20 protein-coding genes are annotated in these 16,994 nt (G+C 73.9%); 7 read left to right on the top strand and 13 right to left on the bottom strand.

Annotated elements, in window-relative coordinates:
- Positions 1 to 89: 89 nt before the first annotated feature.
- From CHB94_RS00925 to CHB94_RS00905, 5 genes are all read right to left on the bottom strand, one after another.
- Positions 90 to 962 carry an alpha/beta fold hydrolase gene (locus CHB94_RS00925; protein WP_089334696.1) on the bottom strand — a complete coding sequence of 291 codons (873 nt, stop codon included), beginning with the start codon at positions 960 to 962 and terminating at the stop codon, positions 90 to 92.
- A gap of 39 nt (positions 963 to 1,001) precedes the next feature.
- On the bottom strand, positions 1,002 to 1,532 hold the full coding sequence (mug, locus tag CHB94_RS00920) for a G/U mismatch-specific DNA glycosylase (RefSeq protein ID WP_089334695.1): 531 nt from the start codon (positions 1,530 to 1,532) through the stop codon (positions 1,002 to 1,004).
- Positions 1,533 to 1,609: 77 nt separating this feature from the next.
- Positions 1,610 to 1,804: a hypothetical protein gene (locus CHB94_RS00915; protein ID WP_089334694.1), complete on the bottom strand. Its 195-nt coding sequence runs from the start codon at positions 1,802 to 1,804 to the stop codon at positions 1,610 to 1,612.
- A 62-nt stretch (positions 1,805 to 1,866) separates the two neighbouring features.
- The gene (locus CHB94_RS00910; RefSeq protein ID WP_089334693.1) at positions 1,867 to 2,664 is read right to left on the bottom strand and encodes an alpha/beta hydrolase; all 798 of its coding nucleotides are present in this window, start codon (positions 2,662 to 2,664) and stop codon (positions 1,867 to 1,869) included.
- Between the two features lie 29 nt (positions 2,665 to 2,693).
- Positions 2,694 to 3,422 carry an SGNH/GDSL hydrolase family protein gene (locus CHB94_RS00905; RefSeq protein ID WP_089334692.1) on the bottom strand — a complete coding sequence of 243 codons (729 nt, stop codon included), beginning with the start codon at positions 3,420 to 3,422 and terminating at the stop codon, positions 2,694 to 2,696.
- Between the two features lie 76 nt (positions 3,423 to 3,498).
- Between CHB94_RS00905 and CHB94_RS00900 the strand changes: the two genes are divergently transcribed.
- The gene (locus tag CHB94_RS00900) at positions 3,499 to 3,885 is read left to right on the top strand and encodes a YchJ family protein (RefSeq protein ID WP_089334691.1); all 387 of its coding nucleotides are present in this window, start codon (positions 3,499 to 3,501) and stop codon (positions 3,883 to 3,885) included.
- A 266-nt stretch (positions 3,886 to 4,151) separates the two neighbouring features.
- Entirely contained in the window at positions 4,152 to 5,654 is a 1,503-nt protein-coding gene (gene mqo / locus CHB94_RS00895; RefSeq protein ID WP_089334690.1) for a malate dehydrogenase (quinone), read from the top strand.
- A gap of 42 nt (positions 5,655 to 5,696) precedes the next feature.
- On the opposite strand, the gene CHB94_RS00890 is transcribed toward mqo (CHB94_RS00895), so the two are convergent.
- From CHB94_RS00890 to CHB94_RS00880, 3 genes are all read right to left on the bottom strand, one after another.
- Positions 5,697 to 6,677 (bottom strand): patatin-like phospholipase family protein, encoded by a 981-nt coding sequence (locus CHB94_RS00890; protein WP_089334689.1) that lies wholly within the window; start codon positions 6,675 to 6,677, stop codon positions 5,697 to 5,699.
- A 74-nt stretch (positions 6,678 to 6,751) separates the two neighbouring features.
- The gene (locus CHB94_RS00885; protein ID WP_089334688.1) at positions 6,752 to 7,957 is read right to left on the bottom strand and encodes a low temperature requirement protein A; all 1,206 of its coding nucleotides are present in this window, start codon (positions 7,955 to 7,957) and stop codon (positions 6,752 to 6,754) included.
- Between the two features lies 1 nt (position 7,958).
- A complete protein-coding gene (locus CHB94_RS00880; RefSeq protein ID WP_254920319.1) occupies positions 7,959 to 8,465 on the bottom strand; it encodes a hypothetical protein in 507 nt (168 codons plus the stop codon).
- A 101-nt stretch (positions 8,466 to 8,566) separates the two neighbouring features.
- On the opposite strand from CHB94_RS00880, the gene CHB94_RS00875 reads away from it, so the two are divergent.
- Positions 8,567 to 8,929, top strand: a complete 363-nt coding sequence (locus tag CHB94_RS00875) for a DUF1330 domain-containing protein (RefSeq protein ID WP_089334687.1) — start codon at positions 8,567 to 8,569, stop codon at positions 8,927 to 8,929.
- A gap of 9 nt (positions 8,930 to 8,938) precedes the next feature.
- Here CHB94_RS00875 and CHB94_RS00870 read toward each other — a convergent pair whose 3' ends face one another.
- On the bottom strand, positions 8,939 to 9,379 hold the full coding sequence (locus CHB94_RS00870) for a flavodoxin family protein (protein ID WP_089334686.1): 441 nt from the start codon (positions 9,377 to 9,379) through the stop codon (positions 8,939 to 8,941).
- A gap of 71 nt (positions 9,380 to 9,450) precedes the next feature.
- Between CHB94_RS00870 and CHB94_RS00865 the strand changes: the two genes are divergently transcribed.
- Genes CHB94_RS00865 through CHB94_RS00850 form a run of 4 tightly spaced genes read left to right on the top strand, consistent with a single transcriptional unit; the run spans position 9,451 to position 12,149 of the window.
- Positions 9,451 to 10,038: a sugar O-acetyltransferase gene (locus CHB94_RS00865; RefSeq protein WP_254920318.1), complete on the top strand. Its 588-nt coding sequence runs from the start codon at positions 9,451 to 9,453 to the stop codon at positions 10,036 to 10,038.
- Complete coding sequence (locus CHB94_RS00860) at positions 10,035 to 10,607, top strand: TetR/AcrR family transcriptional regulator (protein WP_254920317.1); 573 nt, start codon at positions 10,035 to 10,037, stop codon at positions 10,605 to 10,607. The genes CHB94_RS00865 and CHB94_RS00860 overlap by 4 nt, the downstream gene beginning before the upstream one ends.
- Complete coding sequence (locus tag CHB94_RS00855) at positions 10,604 to 11,851, top strand: MFS transporter (protein ID WP_089334685.1); 1,248 nt, start codon at positions 10,604 to 10,606, stop codon at positions 11,849 to 11,851. Before CHB94_RS00860 ends, CHB94_RS00855 begins: the two co-directional genes overlap by 4 nt.
- 28 nt (positions 11,852 to 11,879) lie before the next feature.
- Positions 11,880 to 12,149 carry a YciI-like protein gene (locus CHB94_RS00850; protein ID WP_089334684.1) on the top strand — a complete coding sequence of 90 codons (270 nt, stop codon included), beginning with the start codon at positions 11,880 to 11,882 and terminating at the stop codon, positions 12,147 to 12,149.
- A gap of 6 nt (positions 12,150 to 12,155) precedes the next feature.
- Here the strand turns inward: CHB94_RS00850 and CHB94_RS00845 are convergent, their stop codons facing one another.
- The 4 genes from CHB94_RS00845 to mqo (CHB94_RS00830) are packed head-to-tail and all read right to left on the bottom strand — an operon-like array spanning position 12,156 to position 16,974.
- Positions 12,156 to 13,532, bottom strand: a complete 1,377-nt coding sequence (locus CHB94_RS00845; protein ID WP_089334683.1) for an FAD-dependent oxidoreductase — start codon at positions 13,530 to 13,532, stop codon at positions 12,156 to 12,158.
- A complete protein-coding gene (locus CHB94_RS00840; protein ID WP_089334682.1) occupies positions 13,529 to 14,038 on the bottom strand; it encodes an acyl-CoA thioesterase in 510 nt (169 codons plus the stop codon). Before CHB94_RS00840 ends, CHB94_RS00845 begins: the two co-directional genes overlap by 4 nt.
- Positions 14,031 to 15,452: an FAD-binding oxidoreductase gene (locus tag CHB94_RS00835; protein WP_089334681.1), complete on the bottom strand. Its 1,422-nt coding sequence runs from the start codon at positions 15,450 to 15,452 to the stop codon at positions 14,031 to 14,033. Before CHB94_RS00835 ends, CHB94_RS00840 begins: the two co-directional genes overlap by 8 nt.
- Before the next feature lie 40 nt (positions 15,453 to 15,492).
- Positions 15,493 to 16,974 (bottom strand): malate dehydrogenase (quinone), encoded by a 1,482-nt coding sequence (gene mqo, locus CHB94_RS00830; protein ID WP_217899106.1) that lies wholly within the window; start codon positions 16,972 to 16,974, stop codon positions 15,493 to 15,495.
- Positions 16,975 to 16,994 lie beyond the last annotated feature (20 nt).

Here is a 16,994-nt window from a genome sequence, read left to right as displayed (position 1 = left end):
AGCCGGCGACGGCTGCACGACGGCGGTCTCCGCCGACTCGTGCCGCCGTCACACCCGGGCCGCTCCCGTGCCGGCCCGGGACCTCGCCCTCACGGACGGAGCGCCGCGTAGACCTGCTCGGCGTGGTCGAACACGAGGAAGTGCCCCTCCCCGGGGAACCAATGGACGGAGGAGTCCGGCAGCATCGCGCCGAGCACCCGCCCGAGGGCCACCGGCACCAGCCAGTCCTGCGTCCCGTGCCAGATGTCGACGTGCTGGTGGACCGAGGACAGGGGGAACCCCCACGGCCGGAAGAGCAGGGCGCGGTCGTGCGCCAGCGCGGCCGACCCGTGCCGCAGGCCCTCCGTGAAGGTCTCGGAGAGGATGCGGCGGACGGCGGGCCGGCCGATCACCCGGCGGTCGGCCGGGTTGAGCCGCACCTGCAGGTACCGGGGGATCATCGCCGGGCGCACCGCCGTGGGAGCGAAGACCGGCCGCAGCAACGCGGCCGCGGGTGAGGGCCGGTGCGCGGCCGCCCGCATGCTCGTCGGCACCCAACCCGGCCACGGCCACGGGACGTCGGGGGGCGGCGCGCCGCCGAGCACCCCGACGGCGCGGACCCGGTCCTTGAAGACGTGCGCGCAGGCCAGCGCGTAGGCGGCACCACCCGACAGGCTGAGCACGGCGAACCGGTCGATCCGGAGGTGGTCCAGCAGGTGCGCCACGTCGGCCGGCCAGTCCATGACGCGACGGTCCGGGTGGGGGTCGGACCGCCCGAAGCCCGGCCGGTCGGGAACGATGAAGCGCACCCCCCAGCGCCGGTAGGCACCGTCGTCCTCGACGTGTCGCTCCAGCCGGGAGCTCGGCGACCCGTGACAACCGAGGACGGGCCAGCCGTCGGGGTCCCCCCATTCGGCGTACGCGAGCGTCCGGCCGTCGCCGACGCGGACGCTGCCCTCCCGAGGTCGCCGAGCCTGGTCCATGACAGCTCCCTACCCGGACGGTGGCCGACCACCTCTTGATCAGGAGTCCGGGGGGCCGACGTCGTCCCGAGGCGGCCGCAGCTGCCGGTAGATCCGTGCGAGGTCCGGCAGCTGCACGTGGGCGTTGAGCCCACTCGGGTTCGGGACGACCCAGGTCGCGGACCCGCCGACCGTCTCCGGTTGGCGGCCGACCGCCGCCCGTGGCCGGTCGAACCCCACGCGCCAGGCCGTGATGCCCAGGACCGCCAGCACCCGGGGCCGGTACTCCGAGACGAGCTCGGCGAGCCGCTCCGCTCCCTCCCGCAGCTCGGCCGGCGAGAGCTCGGCGGCCGTGCGCGTGGCCCGATCCACCACGTTCGTGACGCCCAGGCCGTGGTCGAGCAGCTGCCGGTCCTCCTCGGGCGCGAGCTGCCGCGGCGTCAGACCGGCGAGGTGGAGCGCGGGCCAGAACCGGTTACCGGGCCGGGCGAAGTGGTGCCCCCGGGCGGCGGAGGCCAGTGACGGGTTGATCCCGCAGAACAGGACGTCGAGGTCCGGCGCGACGACGTCGGGCAGCGGCTTGCTCGGCATGGTCAGGCCTCCAGGACCGCCCAGCCGTGCGCGGGCAGTCGCAGGCGGGCACGGCGCATCAGGGCTTCGAGCGGGCCTCAGCCCCCGCTCGCCAGACGCCTGACGGCAGCCGCGACGTAGAAGACCGACAACGCGAGGAACAGCCCACCGATCGCGGCGCGTACCTGCTCGTCGGCGAGCCCCGCGCGCCGCGCGACGGGCTCCGCCACGACATCTGCCACTCGTGCGCGCCAGCCCTGCAGGCCGGCCTTCCCGAGGGTGATCGCATCCATGCCCCTGCCGCTACCCGCTCGACGGCGGGCTAGGCACGATCCGGCCGTCCGCAGCATCCGGATCAGCCGCCCGTCTTCCAGCCGAGCCAGTCGACGGCCGCCCGGGCGATCTCGGGTGGAACGGTGTGCCCGCCGGCGAACTCCCGATAGGTGACGTCGTAGCCGTCGTCCTCGAGGGAGGGCACGATCCGCCGGCTGGTCCGGTCGACGGGCAGGACGTCGTCGGCGTCGCCGTGGGACACGAACACCTCCGGCCGGCCCGTCCGGCCTCCCGGGGGCACGAATCCCGGGGAGAACGCGACGATTCGGCCGAACAGCTCGCCGTTGGCCAGACCGAGACCCAGCGCGTACGAGGCGCCGTCGGAGAAGCCCGCCACGGCGATCCGCTCGGGGTCCACGGGAACCATGGCGAAGACCGTCTCCAGCGCCCGGCCGATCAGGTCCGCGTCGGGGCCGTAGCCGTCGCGGACGGCGTCCCACGTCGCTCCGCGCGACGCCGGCGCCACGACCAGCAGGCCGTGCTCGTCGGCCAGCGGCTGGAGCAGCGCCAGCCCGGCCGCGGCGGAACCACCCGCGCCGTGCAACGAGACCAGCAGTGGTGCGGCCCGCCCGGGCACGAGCCCGGGGGGTACGTGCAGGACCGGGTCCCGCTCGGCGACCAGGCCCAGCGGCCGGTCGCCCGGGGTCACCGGCTCCGCACCCGGTTCCGGTGCCCCGGTTGGCGGGCGCACCGCCAGCTCGGCACCGCCTCGTCGGCGGTCGGGCGCGCGCCCCTCCCGCTCCGGGACGGCGCAGCCCGCCAGCAGCGCCCCGGCGGCCAGCCGGGCGCCTGCGAGGAGGAACCGTCGCCGCGTCCGCACCGCTCCGCTCCTCCCCGCCCCTGCCCCCGTCACGGGTCGCCGTCGTGCGCGGCGGCCCAGAAGGCGGCCCGCACACCGCCGGCCCCCCAGGCGTTGGGTTCGATGAGGTCGCAGAACCACAGGTCCCGCTCCGCCGGTCGCGGCTCCCGCCGCGAGGGATCGCCGGCCAGCAGACCGTGGCCCTGGAAGAGCTGTGCGATCTCGGCGACGACGGCGCCGTGCCGGGCGGCGACGGTGCGCAGCGCATCGTTCAGCTCACCGATGACCGCCACGGCGTCGGGCCACGGCGGGAGCCCCAGCCGGGCGGCGTCGCCGGTCCCGTCACTGGGGTCGTAGACCGTCCCGAGCACGATCCGGGCAGCGGGGGCACAGACGCCGGTGAGCTGTGCCAGCGCGGTGTCGACGGCCGCCTGCACGCCCGCGATCACGTCGCGGGCGCCGCGGGTGTCCCCGTAGGCAGCGAGCAGGTCGTTGCCGCCGATCGTCAGGGTGACCAGGGAGGGCCGGACGCCGAGCGCCCGGAGGCGAGGGAGCTGCGCCTGCAGGAGCGTCCGGGTGGTCGCGCCGTCGGTAGCGAGCAGGGAGAACGTCGTTTCCGGGTGGACGGTTCGGAGATCACGACCGCGCCACTCCGGGAAGTCCTCGTCGCGGTTGGCGAACAGCAGGCTGGCACCGCCCCGGCCGGGGCCGCCCGCGTAGTCGTCGATGGAGATGGAGTCACCGAGGGCGGCGTAAGCCGGACCCGCGAGATCCGCCATGCAGCCATCGTGCGCGCTCGGCCGGGCGACAGCACCCGGGAGCCGAGCGGGGGCCGGCCCGAGGAACACTGGGTCCGTGCCGCCCCGACGCTGCCCCTGCGGAAGCGGTCTGCCGCTCGCCGAGTGCTGCGGCCGGCTGCACGCGGGAGAGGCGACCGCGGCGACGGCCGAACAGCTGATGCGCTCGCGGTACAGCGCCTTCGTCCTCGGCGACGCCGGGTACCTGCTCGCCACGTGGCACCGGACCACCCGGCCGCGATCGCTGGACCTCGACCGCGACGTGCGCTGGATCGGCCTCGACGTGCTCGCCACGAGCGGGGGTTCGCTGCTGGGCTCCGAGGGCACCGTGGAGTTCCGCGCCCACTACCTGAGTGGCGGTGTGGCCGGCACCCAGCACGAGAACAGCCGGTTCGTCCGCGACGGCGGCCAGTGGCGCTACGTGGACGGCGTGTCCCTGAGCTGACGTGGCCGCCGTCTGCCCGGGGGAATCGGTTCCGGGGCTGGACGGCGCCGGGGCTCTCGCCCGGAGGAGTGACGGGCGCTGGCCCTCGGCCCTCCGGCGACGGCCGCCTGACCTGCTCCGACGGCTCACCGCGAGGCCACGGAATGGCGAAGGTCACAAGGTGGAGATAGCTCACAGCCTCAGAAGTGCACGTATCGGGCCCGTTCGTCCGACGATCGGGAGAACTGCGCCGCCGGCGCACTTCCTGATCGGCCGGAGAGGCAGACGTGACTTCCGAGAGTGGCGTAGTAGGCGACAGCGCGAACCCCGACGTGGTCCTCGTCGGGGGCGGCATCATGAGCGCGACGCTGGCCGCGCTCTTCGGTGTCGTGGCCCCGCACTGGAACGTCACGGTCTTCGAGTCCGCGGCGGACGTCGCCGGGGAGAGCTCGGACGCCTGGAACAACGCCGGCACCGGGCACGCCGCCCTCTGCGAGCTGAACTACACGCCGGCCGGCCCGGACGGGCGCGTGGACCCGGCCAAGGCCGTCACGATCAACGAGCAGTTCCAGGTCTCCCGCCAGTTCTGGTCCTACCTGGTGCGCGGCGGCATGACGGGCTCGCCCAAGGACTTCATCACCCCGGTCCCCCACCTCAGCTTCGTCACCGGCGAGGAGGGGCGTGCCTACATGCGCACCCGGCACGCGGCCCTCGCCGCGCAGCCGCTGTTCGAGGGCCTGGAGTACACGGAGGACGCCGCGGAGCTCGCCGACTGGCTCCCGCTGATGATGGCCGGCCGCGACCCGGGGCAGATCGTCGCCGCCACCCGGTCGGCGGCCGGGACCGACGTGAACTTCGGCGCCCTCACCCGACTCATGCTCGACGACGCCGCCACCCGTGGTGTGACGGTGCACTGCAACCAGCGGGTGCAGAAGCTGCAGCAGGACACCGACGGCCGCTGGGTCGTCACCGTGCGGGACGCGGTCACCGGCGAGCGCCGGACCGTCCGCACCCGCTTCGTGTTCGTCGGCGCCGGCGGCGGCGCCCTGCCGCTGCTGCAGGCCGCCGCCATCCCCGAGATCCGCGGCTTCGGCGGCTTCCCGGTCAGCGGCCAGTTCCTGCGGACCACCTCCCCCGAGCTGGTCGGCCGGCACCAGGCCAAGGTCTACGGCCAGGCCGCCGTCGGCGCGCCGCCGATGTCGGTCCCGCACCTCGATCTCCGGCTCATCGACGGCGACCACTCCCTGCTGTTCGGGCCCTACGCCGGCTTCTCGCCGAAGTTCCTGAAGGCCGGCTCGATGTTCGACCTGCCGCGCAGCGTCCGCCCGAACAACCTCGGGTCGCTGCTGGGCGTGGCGCGGACCGAGCTCGCGCTCACCCGGTACCTGATCGGCGAGCTGATGCAGTCCCGCTCGGATCGGCACGCGACCCTGACCGACTTCGTGCCCGAGGCCCAGGAGCACGACTGGGAGATGATCACCGCCGGCCAGCGGGTCCAGGTGATCAAGCGCGACCCGGCGACCGGCCGCGGCGTCCTGCAGTTCGGTACCGAGCTCGTCGTGGGCGGGGGCGGCTCGATCGCCGGTCTGCTCGGCGCCTCGCCCGGCGCCTCGACGGCGGTGTCGGCGATGATCACCCTGCTCGAGCAGTGCTTCCCCGACCGCATCCCGGCCTGGCGACCGGCCCTGCAGGAGGCCATCCCCTCCTACGGACGCCGGCTGTCGGAGGACGCCACCCTGCGCGCCGAGGTGCGGGCCGAGACGATGCAGGTGCTCGAGCTCAACGGCTGACCGGCGTCGTCCGCCGTCGCAGGTGGCGGACCGTCGGTCGGATCAGCGGGCCCGGCCGTCGGTCACCGCGCGGATGAGCTCGGCGACCTCGGGCGTGGCCGCATGGGCTCCGGCCGCCAGGAACGACTGCTGGATGACCTCGTCGAGCCGGCGGCGCGACATCATGTCGGTGCCCATGACCTGCTGTTCCCCCCGGCCGGGGGTGAAGACGACGGTCCGGATCCCGGCCGCCTGCAGGGCCCTGACCTCTCGCTGCAGCAGCCGTTCGGAGTACCGGCGGGCTGCCGGGAAGAACCCGGGACGCCAACCGGCGGGGCCGCTCATCGGCGCGATGACGATGACGACGTCCAGCTCCTGCCACCGCAGGACCGCCGCGTTGGTCGACGAGTGCACACCCCCGTCGATGTAGCTGTGCCGGCCGATCTGCACGGGGGCGAAATAGCCCGGCACGGCGCACGACGCTCCGACCGCCCGGTGGATCGGCGCCTCGGGTGAACCCCGGCGGCCGAACACCACACGGCGCCCGTCCCGCCGTCGCACGGCACAGATCCAGAGGTCCGGCTCCGGCCATTCCGGTCGCTCGAGCTCGCGCAGCGCCGCGAGCTGCTCGAGGATGTCGTGCCGTCCGGGCGCCATGAGAGCCATGCCCGCCGCCATGGGCCGGAACTGCAGGGGCCGGGTCAGGGCCCGCGCCACCATGTGCCGGCCCGGCGGCCGCAACGGGCGGCGCAGCAGCTCCAGTGGTCGGAAGGGTGCGAGCTCCGGGACCCGCGCCTCGGCCATCTGCCGCAGCACGTCGTCGTCTCCGGACAGCGGGGCCTTCACCGTCCAGGCGGCCAGGTCCTCCGCCGAGACGCCGAGCCGGAGCAGGGTGCCGGTGATCGAACCCGCCGACGTGCCGACGATCATGTCGGCCCCGCGGGCGTCGAACCCGAAGTCGTGCTGCAGGACGGCCAGCACACCGGCGTGGTACGCCTGGCCGACGACGCCACCGCCGCCCAGCACCAAGCCCACGCGCTCCACCCGTCGAGCCTGCCACGCGGCAGGCACCCGCTCGCAGGCCGGTCAGGGCGTGCACGGAGGCACTGCGCGGCCGATCACAGCGGATCCACGTCCAGCCGACCGGTCGACCGCTCCGCCGTACCGACGACGACGACAGCGGCCATCAGCACCGCCAGGGCACCGACGACGACCACTGCCGGCAGTTCCAGGACGGCATCGAGCACCGCGAAGGCGGCCGCGGCCAGCGGCCACCACCAGCGTCTCCGGGTCTCCCGCGACATCCCGCTGTCGGTCACCGTCATCGAGACCAGGTAGACCGCCACGCCGCCGGCCAGCAGGAACCGGGTTCCGGCGGGCACCTCGCCTGCTCCGCTCTGCACGACGGCCAGCTCGATCCCGGCCCCGACCGTCGCCAGCGCCAGGGTGAGGGGAAGCTGACCGAACACGTACACGTCGTGCGAGAGGTCGCTCTGCTCTCCGCCGGCCTCGTTGAGCAGGCGTTTGGCGCGCGCCCCGGCGAGGTCGAAGTAGCTCCACCACAGCGCGGCGGCCAGTAGGAAGGACAGCACCGCGACGGGGATCGCCGACGGGGCCCACTCCGCGTAGTAGAGCCCGTGTGCGATCCCGGCCACCGACTCACCCAGCACCAGGATCACGAAGAGCCCGAACCGCTCGGGCAGGTGCTCCACGTGCAGGGGGACGTCGGTCGAGTGGCGCGTCGCCAGGAGCGGCACCAGCGCCTCGACCAGGACCGCCGCGGCCCACAGCCCGAAGCCGACCGGCCGCGGCACGACAAGCGAGACCGCCCACAGCAGCGCTCCGATGCCGGCGCCGACCAGGTAGAGCCGGGCGATCGGCCGGGCGGCCGCGACGTGCCGGTAGGCCCGGCCGTACTGCAGGATGAGCGTCGCCCGCAGCAGCAGCTGGCACCCGACGAAGATGGCGTACCGATCCCCCGTCGCCTCGGTCGCCGACGCGGCCAGCCCGATGACGGCCGCCATGCTGCCCAGCTTGTACAGCCGGTAGACGACGTCATCGTGGTCGAACCGGTTGGCGTAGAGGGTGGCGCTGATCCACGACCACCACACGAGGGTGAACAGCCCGGCGAAGAGCAGCTCGCCGTGGAGCGTGACGTCGGCGCGGAGTGCGATGGCCAGCTCCGCCACGACCAGGACGAAGGCCAGGTCGAAGAACAGCTCCAGCCGAGAGGCGGTGCGCTCCGCACCGGTCGTCAGCTCGGGCGGCCGGACCAGACCTCTCAGGGCACCCCGCAGACGTCCCGCCGGCGTGCCGTCCGCCATGTCAGTGACTGACGGTTCCGCGACGGGACCGCAGGGACGGCTCGATCATCCGATCGGCGACGAGCCCGGTCGTGACCGAGTAGATCGCCTTGTGCAGCACGTCGACCGCGCGTTCGTCCCGGGGCCAGGTCGCGGGCGGCGCGCCCACCCCCGTCGCGTTCTCCAGGGTCTGGTCGGTCGACAGCCGCACCACCGTGTGCGCGACGTGCGCCTCCAGCCCGCGGATGCCCACGGCCGCCCATACGCCGCGCAGCGCCCCGAGCACCGCACCGGTGCCCCAGTGCATCGCGTGATTCCACAGCGTCGGCTGGTCGACGTCGGCCGGATGGCGGCCCAGCAGGGTCAGCAGGGTGCGCGCCGGGACATAGGAGTTCGGCCGGTGGGTGACGGCCTGCTCGACCTTCTCCGCCGTCGTCATGACCGCCACGCCGAGCAGGCCGGCGAGGACGCCGCGTCCCGCGGCCGGCAGGAGGGCACGGGCGCGGCTGACGCGGTCGATCTCGACCATGGCTGCCCTTTCGTCGGGGGACTCCCATAGCCCGGCCGCCGCACCCCTACACCCCCGCCCGGGAAGTCGAGCGCGTCGCGCTGCCTTGCTAGCTTCCGGGAATGGCTGTCGACCCGCGCGGTGCCGACCTGAAGCGCTACGTCCAGGAGGACCCGGGCGGTCCGGTGGTGATGCTGAACCTGCTCCGGTACGCCGAGGGCGGCCGCGAGCTGTACGCCCAGTACGCCGCGGCACTCTCCGACACGTTCCTGCCCCGGTACGGCGGCGAGATCCTGTACGCCGGCGACGGCTCCACGGCGCTGGTGGCCGAGGACGGCCAGGACTGGGACGCGGTCCTGCTGGTGCGCTACCCCTCGCGCCAGGCGTTCAGCGCGATGGTCGCCGATCCCGAGTACCAGCAGGTCACCGAGCTGCGGACCCGCGCACTCTCGGAGGCGGTGCTCCAGGCGACCCGACCCTGGTAGACCGTCGCCCTAGAGGCTGATCGCGACGGTCGCAGCCAGCTCCCGGCAGGTCTCGAGGTCCGCGGCCGCCGGTGGGCCGGTCAGGCTCAGCGGTGCCGCTACCTGCTTCCACCGCAGCGCCCCGGTGATCCGCTGGATGGCCGCCAGGGCGCCGGCGGTGTCATCCCCACCGTGGATGTAGACGCCGTACGGCAGGCCGACGGTCGCGTCGAGGCACGGGTAGTAGACCGTGTCGAAGAAGTGCTTGAGAGCACCGGACATGTACCCGATGTTGGCCGGCGTCCCGAGCAGGACGCCGTCGGCCTCGAGCAGGTCGGCGGCTCCGGCCGACAACGCCGGCCGCACGACCGGCTCGACCCCGTCGACCAGCGCGACACCCTCCTTGACCGCCTCCAGCAGCGCCTGCAGGTTCGGCGAGGGGGTGTGGTGGACGACGAGCAGACGCGGCATGCCGGAATCATCCCCGTGCCCCGGCGTCGTGGATAAGGACGGTCGTTCCTATACGTGGGTACGGTGGATCCGTGGACGACACCCGCACCATGCGCGAGCGGATGCTCCCCGGTGACCTCTACATCGCCGACGACCCGGAGATCGGCGCGCAGAGCGCCGCTGCCCTCGACCTGATGGCTGCCTACAACGCGACGTCGGTCCGGCAGGCCCCGCTGCGCAGACAGCTGCTGGAGCAGTTGCTCGGGGCGATCGGCGAGGGGACGGAGATCCGGCCGCCGTTCTCCATCGACTACGGGGCGCACGTCCGCATCGGCGCCCGCTGCTTCGCCAACTTCGGGCTGGTGGCCCTGGACGTCGCTGCCATCACCATCGGCGACGACGTCCAGATCGGGCCCAACGTCCAGTTGCTGACGCCCACGCACCCGGTCGATCCGGAACCCCGCCGGGAGAAGTGGGAGGCCGCCCGGCCGATCGTCATCGGCGACAACGTCTGGCTCGGCGGCGGTGCCGTCGTGCTGGCCGGCGTCACCATCGGCGAGAACACGGTGGTGGGCGCCGGAGCCGTCGTCACCCGCGATCTGCCCGCGAACGTCGTCGCCGTCGGCAACCCGGCCCGGGTCGTCCGGTCGCTGGACATCGAGGCGGACGGCAGCCGGTGACCGTGGGGCGAGCGGCCGCGCCGCCGGCGCGGCGGGTCCGGCGCCACGATCCGGGACGCCGCGACCGCCTGGTGGCCACGGCGCTGGACGTGATCGCCGCGCACGGTGTCGCCGGGGCCTCCCACCGGGCGATCGCGCGGGCCGCTGACGTCCCCCTCGGCTCGATCACCTATCACTTCGCCACGCTGGACGAGCTCCTCGCGGCGGCGTTCACGCTGCACGTGGACACCGTCGCTCCTCGGTTCGACGAGCGGATGCGCGCCGCCGCCGACCGGGACGCGGTGCTGGAGTGCCTGGTCGACCACCTCGCCGGCGATCTGCTGGACTCCCCCCGCGACCTGGTGCTCGCCGTGGAGCTCTACGTCGCCGCCGCCCGCAACCCGCTGCTCCGCGCGGTCACCCAGGACTGGATGAGGCGCAGCCGCAGGAGCCTGGAGCGGCACTTCGAACCCGTGACCGCCCGCGAGCTGGACGCACTCATCGAAGGCCTGGTGCTGCACAGCGCCCTGTCCACCGACCCGATGGGTCGCGACCAGATCCGGCACGCGCTCGAGCGGTTCGTCCGGTGACCGGCGCCCGTGTCGCGGAGGCGGCGACCGTTCCCCGCCGCTTGCGCCGGGCGCGGGTCGCGGTCGCCGCCTGCTTCTTCCTCAACGCGGTCTTCTACGCCAACCTCGTGCCGCGGCTGCCGGAGATCAAGGCCGACCTCGGCCTGAGCAACGCCTCCCTCGGTGCGGCACTCGCGGCGCTCCCGCTCGGTGCGCTGCTCGCCGCGCTCTCCGCCGCTCCCCTCATCCGGCGGTTCGGCTCCGCCCGGGTGGCCACCTCCGGGCTGACGGTCCTCGGCCTCTGTCTGTGGGCGGTCGGCCTGGCGCCCAACTGGCCCGCGCTGGCTGCGGCGCTCCTCCTCACCGGCGCGCTGGACGCCGTGGTCGACGTGGCGCAGAACGCCCACGGGCTGCGGGTGCAGCGCCTGTACCGGCGCTCGATCCTCAACGGGTTCCACGGCATCTGGAGCATCGGCGCGGTCAGCGGAGGCCTCCTCGGCTCGGCCGCCGCGGGTCTCGGGATCCCGCTCGCCGTCCACCTCGGCACCTCAGCCGTCGTGTTCGGCGTCCTCGCCCTGCTGGCTCTGCACACCCTGCTCCCCGGCGGTGACGACGCCGACCGCGACACCACCCCGCAGTCCGCCGGCGCGGTGACTCGGGACGCCCCCCCGGAGCAGGCCCGGCGCGGCGTCGTCCTGACGCTCGCGGCCCTCGCCGTCCTGGCGACCTGCGGCGCCTTCGTGGAGGACGCGGGCGCCTCCTGGAGCGCGCTCTACCTCCGCACCGAACTCGCCGCCGGTGCCGCCACGGCGGGACTGGGATTCGTCGCGCTCCAGGGGGCGATGACGGTCGGCCGGCTCGCCGGGGACCGCGTCGTCGACCGGATCGGCCAGCGCCGGGTCGTCCAGGTGGGCGGAGCGCTGACCGCCGCCGGCATGGGACTGGCCCTCGCGCTCCCGTCGGTGCCCAGCACGCTGGCCGGGTTCGCGCTGGCCGGACTCGGCGTCGCGACGCTCATCCCGGCCGTCTACCACGCCGCCGACGAGCTGCCGGGGCTGCGGCGCGGTACCGGGCTGGCGGTGATCAACTGGCTGCTGCGGATCGGCTTCCTGCTGTCGCCCCCGGTGATCGGCGTCCTGGCCGACGCCACCAGCCTGCGGGTCGCCCTCCTGGCGGTGGTGGCAGCGGGCCTGGGCGCGGTGCTACTGGGACCGGTGCTGCCGGGGCGGGTGCTGCCGGGCCGGACGCGGCGACCGCTCACCTGAGGGTGCCGGCCGCGTGTGACAGTGGGGCATGCATCTGGTGCTGGAATACTCCCTGGCCCCCGACTACCTGGAGCGCCGGGCGGCGCTGCGCGAGGAGCACCTCGCCCTCGCCCGGGCCGCGCACGAGCGCGGCGAGCTCGTGCTGGCCGGCGCGCTGCCCGACCCGTACGACCGGGCGCTGCTGGTGTGGACGGCGCCGCGCGAGGCCGTCGAGCGCTTCGCCACGCACGATCCCTACGTCGTCCACGGGCTGGTGACCGGCTGGACGATCCGGGCCTGGAACGTCGTCATCGGCTGACCGGGGTCAGAGCTGCCGGACGTCGGCCTCCACGGCCTCGAACGCCTTCCGTGCCGCGATGAGCACGGGGTCCCAGACGGGCGAGAACGGCGGGGCGTAGGAGAGGTCGAGCGACAGGATCTCGTCGACGGACATCTCGTTCCAGATGCAGATGGCCAGGGCGTCGACGCGCTTGGCCGCCGCTTCCCGCCCCACGATCTGCGCCCCCAGCAGTCGCCCGCTCCGCCGCTCGGCGATCATCGAGACGTGGATGGGCTCGGCGCCCGGGAAGTAGCCGGCCTTGGTCGTCGAGTCGACGCCGACCTTCACGAAGGAGTAGCCCGCCGCCTCCGCCTCCACCGACGACAGGCCGGTGCGGGCCGCCTCCAGGTTGCAGACCCGCGTGATGGCCGTGCCGATCACCCCGGGGAAGGTCGCGTAGCCGCCGCCGATGTTGATCCCCGCCACCCGGCCCTGCTTGTTGGCATGGGTGCCCAGGGCCACCACCACCCGTTGCCCGGACAGCCGGTGCCGTGACTCGACGCAGTCCCCGGCCGCCCACACCCCCTCCGCCCGGGTGCGCATGCGTGCGTCGACGGCGACGCCCCCGGAGGTGCCCAGCGGGATCCCGGCCTCCTGCGCCAGGCGTACGTCCGGCCGCACGCCGAGACCCAGGACGACCAGGTCGGCGGGCAGCTCCCGGCCGCTGGCGGTGACCACCGCCCGGGCGCGGCCGTCGCGACCGACCTCGATGGCAGCGACGCCGTCGGAGAGCACCACATCGATGCCCTCCTTCCGGACCGCCTCGGCGATCTGCGCACCGACATCGGGATCGAAGGTGCCGACCGGGGTGGCCGAGCGGTCCACGACGGTGACGTCGAGACCCCGCATCCGGCACGCCTCGGCGATCTCCAGGCCGATGTAGCCGCCTCCGACGACCACGACCCGGCGCACCGAGTCCCGGGACAGCTCCGCACGGAGGGCCGCCCCGTCGTCGAGGACCTGGACGCCGTGGACCCCGGCGGCGTCGATGCCCGGCACGGGCGGGCGCATGGGCACGCTGCCCGTCGCGTAGACCAGGTCGTCGTAGGGCTCGGTCCCGGCGGCGCCGCCGTCCAGGTCCCTCCAGTGCACGACCTGCCGCTCCAGGTCGATGCCGACCACCTCGGTGCGCATCCGGACGTCGATGCCCGCGGCCCGGTGCTCGTCCGGTGTCCGGGCGACGAGGGACGCCTCGTCGTCCACCGCGCCGCTGATCCAGTACGGGATGCCGCACGCGGAGTAGGACGTCGCCCGTCCGCGCTCGAACATGACCACGTCGAGATCGCGCTGCCGCTTCTTGGCCTGGGACGCCGCGCTGCCGCCGGCCGCGTCCCCTCCGATGACCACCAGGCGCTTGCTCACCCCCGCGACGCTAGGGCACTGCCAGCGTCACCGCGGGTCGACGCCAGGACGATCAGTGGGGCGCTGCCACGGTCGCCGATGCCCGGATCGGCCTGGTGCGCGGCGGCGGTCTCCCCATCCGGCCCGACGGCCACCATCGTGAAGTAGCAGCTGTTGGTGTGCCGGACGACCTGCCGCACCAGGTCCTGGGTGGTCACCCGCACGCCGATCTCGAGGGACGTCCGGCCCGTGTGGTTCACCGACGCCTGGAAGGTCACCAGTTCCCCGACGTGGATGGGTTCGCGGAAGACGACCTGGTCCACCGACAGGGTGACGGCGTAGTTGCGCGCGTAGCGGGTCGCGCAGGTGTAGGCGACCTGGTCGAGGTACTTCAGCAGGGTGCCGCCGTGCACGTTGCCCGCGAAGTTCGACATGTCGGGCGTCATCAGGATGGTCATCGACAGGCGGTGCAGGTCGTCGGCGCTCCCGTCAGCGACCGCCTCCGCCGCTGCGCGGGGCTCAGGCATGCGGCAACACCTTCCCAGGGTTCATCAGGCTGCCGGGATCGAACAACCCCTTGATCCCGCGCATCAGGTCCAGCTCGGTGGCGTCCTTGTAGGTGGCGATGACGTCCCGCTTGGACTGCCCCAGCCCGTGCTCGGCGCTGATGCTCCCGTCGAAGCTGCTGGTCGAGTCGTAGACGACCCGCGCCAGCTCCTCGGCACGGGCCCGGAAGGCGTCGTCGTCACTGCCGACGGGCTTGCTCAGGTTGTAGTGCAGGTTGCCGTCGCCGATGTGCCCGTAGGTCACGATCCGGATCCCGGGCACGGCGGCGCGCAACGCGCGGTCGGTCTGCTCGACGAACGCGGCGATGCTGCTCACCGGCACGGTGACGTCGTGCTTGAGACTCGGGCCCTCGAAGTTCTGTGCCTCGGAGATCCCCTCGCGCAGCGCCCAGAGTGCGGCGACCTGGGCCGGACCGGAGGCCACGACCGCATCGGAGGCCACCGCCCGGTCGAACGCCTCGGCCAGTGCGGTCTCCAGCAGGCCGTCCAGGCCGGCGCCGGGCAGCGTGTCGCTCAGCTCCACCAGCACGTACCAGGGATGGACGGCGCCGAGGAGGTCGCGGGAACCCGCCCGGTGCCGGAGCACGAAGTCCAGGCTCTGCCGCGACAGGATCTCGAACCCGGTGAGCCGGTCGCCGCACAGCGCGCGGACGAGGCCGATGAGGTCGACCGCTGCCTGCGGGGAGGGCAACGCGACCCACGCCGTCGCCCGGCTGCGCACGGCCGGGAAGAGCTTCAGCACCGCCGCCGTGATGACGCCGAGCGTGCCCTCCGCCCCGATGAACAGGTGCTTGAGGTCGTAGCCGGTGTTGTCCTTGCGCAGCCCACGCAGGCCGTTCCAGATCCGGCCGTCGGGCAGCACGACCTCCAGTCCCAGGGTGAGGTCGCGCATGTTCCCGTAGCGGAGCACCCCGGTCCCGCCGGCGTTGGTCGACAGGTTGCCGCCGATGGTGCAGCTGCCCTCGGCGCCCAGGGAGAGCGGGAACAGACACCCCTCCGCCGCGGCGACCTCCTGCACCGACTGCAGGATGACCCCCGCCTCCACCGTGATCGTCTGGTTGACCGGGTCGACCCCGCGGATCCGGCGCATGCGGTCCAGCGAGAGCACGACCTGCCGGCCGGAGGAGTCGGGCATCGAGCCGCCGCACAGCCCGGTGTTGCCGCCCTGGGGAACCACCGCCACCCCCGCCTCCCGGCACAGGCGGACGACGGCCGCGACCTCCGCCGTGCTCGCCGGCCGGACGACCGCTGCCGCGCTGCCCGCGTACGCGTGGCGCCAGTCGGTCAGGTAGCCGCTCATCCGGTCCGCCTCGGTGATCAGGCCGGCATCGCCCACCAGGCTGGAGAGGCGGGTGGTCAGGTCGTCGCGGGTCATGCGGGGGTCCTTCCGAAGGCATCGGCGGCCGGATCGAGGTTCAGGACCCGACGCGCGGCGGCCGTGCGGGCGGCGAGCTCGGCGGGATCGGGACGGGCGAGGGAGGCCGGCGACGGGGCGATCTCGGCGAGCCTGGGCGCCCACTGCGCCATGCGGCCGGGGAAGCTCGCCGCGAGCACGTCGACCATCGTGGACGCGGCGGTCGCGACGCCCCCGGGGAGGCGCCCAGCAGGGCGGCCAGCGAGCCGCCGGCCGAGGTGACCACCTCCGTGCCGAAGCCGACCATCGCGCCTCGTCGCCGACCGGGCCCACCTGACATCTTGAGCACCTGCACCCGCTGCCCGGCAGTGATCAGTTCCCAGTCGCCGGCCTCCGCTGCCGGGACGAACGCGCGCAACGCGTCCAGCCGCGCCCGCGACGTCTGGGCGACCTGGCGGACCAGGTAGGCCATGAGCGAGCGGTTGTCCCGTGCGGACGCCGCGAGGACCGGGAGGTTGCCCGGGCGCACCGACCGGACCAGGTCGGTCAGCCGCCCGGTGCGCAGGAAGCGCGGGGAGAAGGCCGCGAACGGCCCGAACATCTGGTACTCCCGCCCGTCCACGGTGCGGTGGTCCAGGTGCGGCACGGAGATCGTCGGCGCTCCCGGTGCGGCGTGCCCGTAGACCTTGGCCCGGTGGGCCGCGACGAGGTCGGGTCGGGACGTGCGCAGGAACTGGCCACTGATCGGGAAGGCGCCGTACCGGCGCACCTCCGGAACGCCGGCCCGCTGCAGCAGCGGCAGCGTCCCACCGCCCGCGCCGACGAACACGTACGGCGCCCGGAGCGAGCGGCGAGCCCGTGTGCCCCGGTCCCGCACGTCGAGTGCCCAGGACCCGCCGGTGCGGGCCAGCGAGACGACCTCGTGCTGCAGCCGGAGCACCCCGCCGCGCTGCTGCAGGGCGGCGAGCAGCCGCCGCGTCAGGGCGCCGAAGTCGACGTCGGTCCCACGCGTGGAACGCGTGACGGCGACGGGCCCGTCGTCCGGCCGATCGCCGAACATCAGCGGCAGCCAGCCGGCCAGGACATCGCGGTCGTGGCTGAAGTCCGTCTCGGCGAAGAGGGGGTGATCGCGCAGCGCCTCCCAGCGGGCCCGCAGGTGCGCCACGCCGTCGGGACCCCGGCCGAGACCGAGGTGGGGCACCGGGCGGAGGAAGTCCTGCGGCCGCCCGAGCAGGCCGCGCTCGACCAGGTGCGCCCAGAACAGCAGGGAAGCCGAGAACTGCTCCCCGATCTCCACGGCGCGGGAGACGTCGACCGACCCGTCGGGCCGCCGTGGCGTGTAGTTGAACTCGCAGAGCCCGGCGTGCCCGGTGCCCGCGTTGTTCCAGGCGCCGGAGCTCTCCAGCCCCGCCTCGGTCAGGCGTTCGACGACGGCGACCCGCCAGCCGGGCTCGAGCTCCGCGAGCAGCATCCCGAGCGTCGCGCTCATGACGCCGCCCCCGACGAGGACGACGTCGAACTCCTCGGCCGGGTGGGTGGTCACGGCTTCTCCCCTCATCCGAG

The organism is Blastococcus mobilis, from assembly GCF_900188025.1.
Taxonomy (GTDB): domain Bacteria; phylum Actinomycetota; class Actinomycetes; order Mycobacteriales; family Geodermatophilaceae; genus Blastococcus_B; species Blastococcus_B mobilis.
The sequence above is the reverse complement of the archived record's forward strand: the minus strand, read 5'-3'. Positions and strand labels throughout refer to the sequence as shown.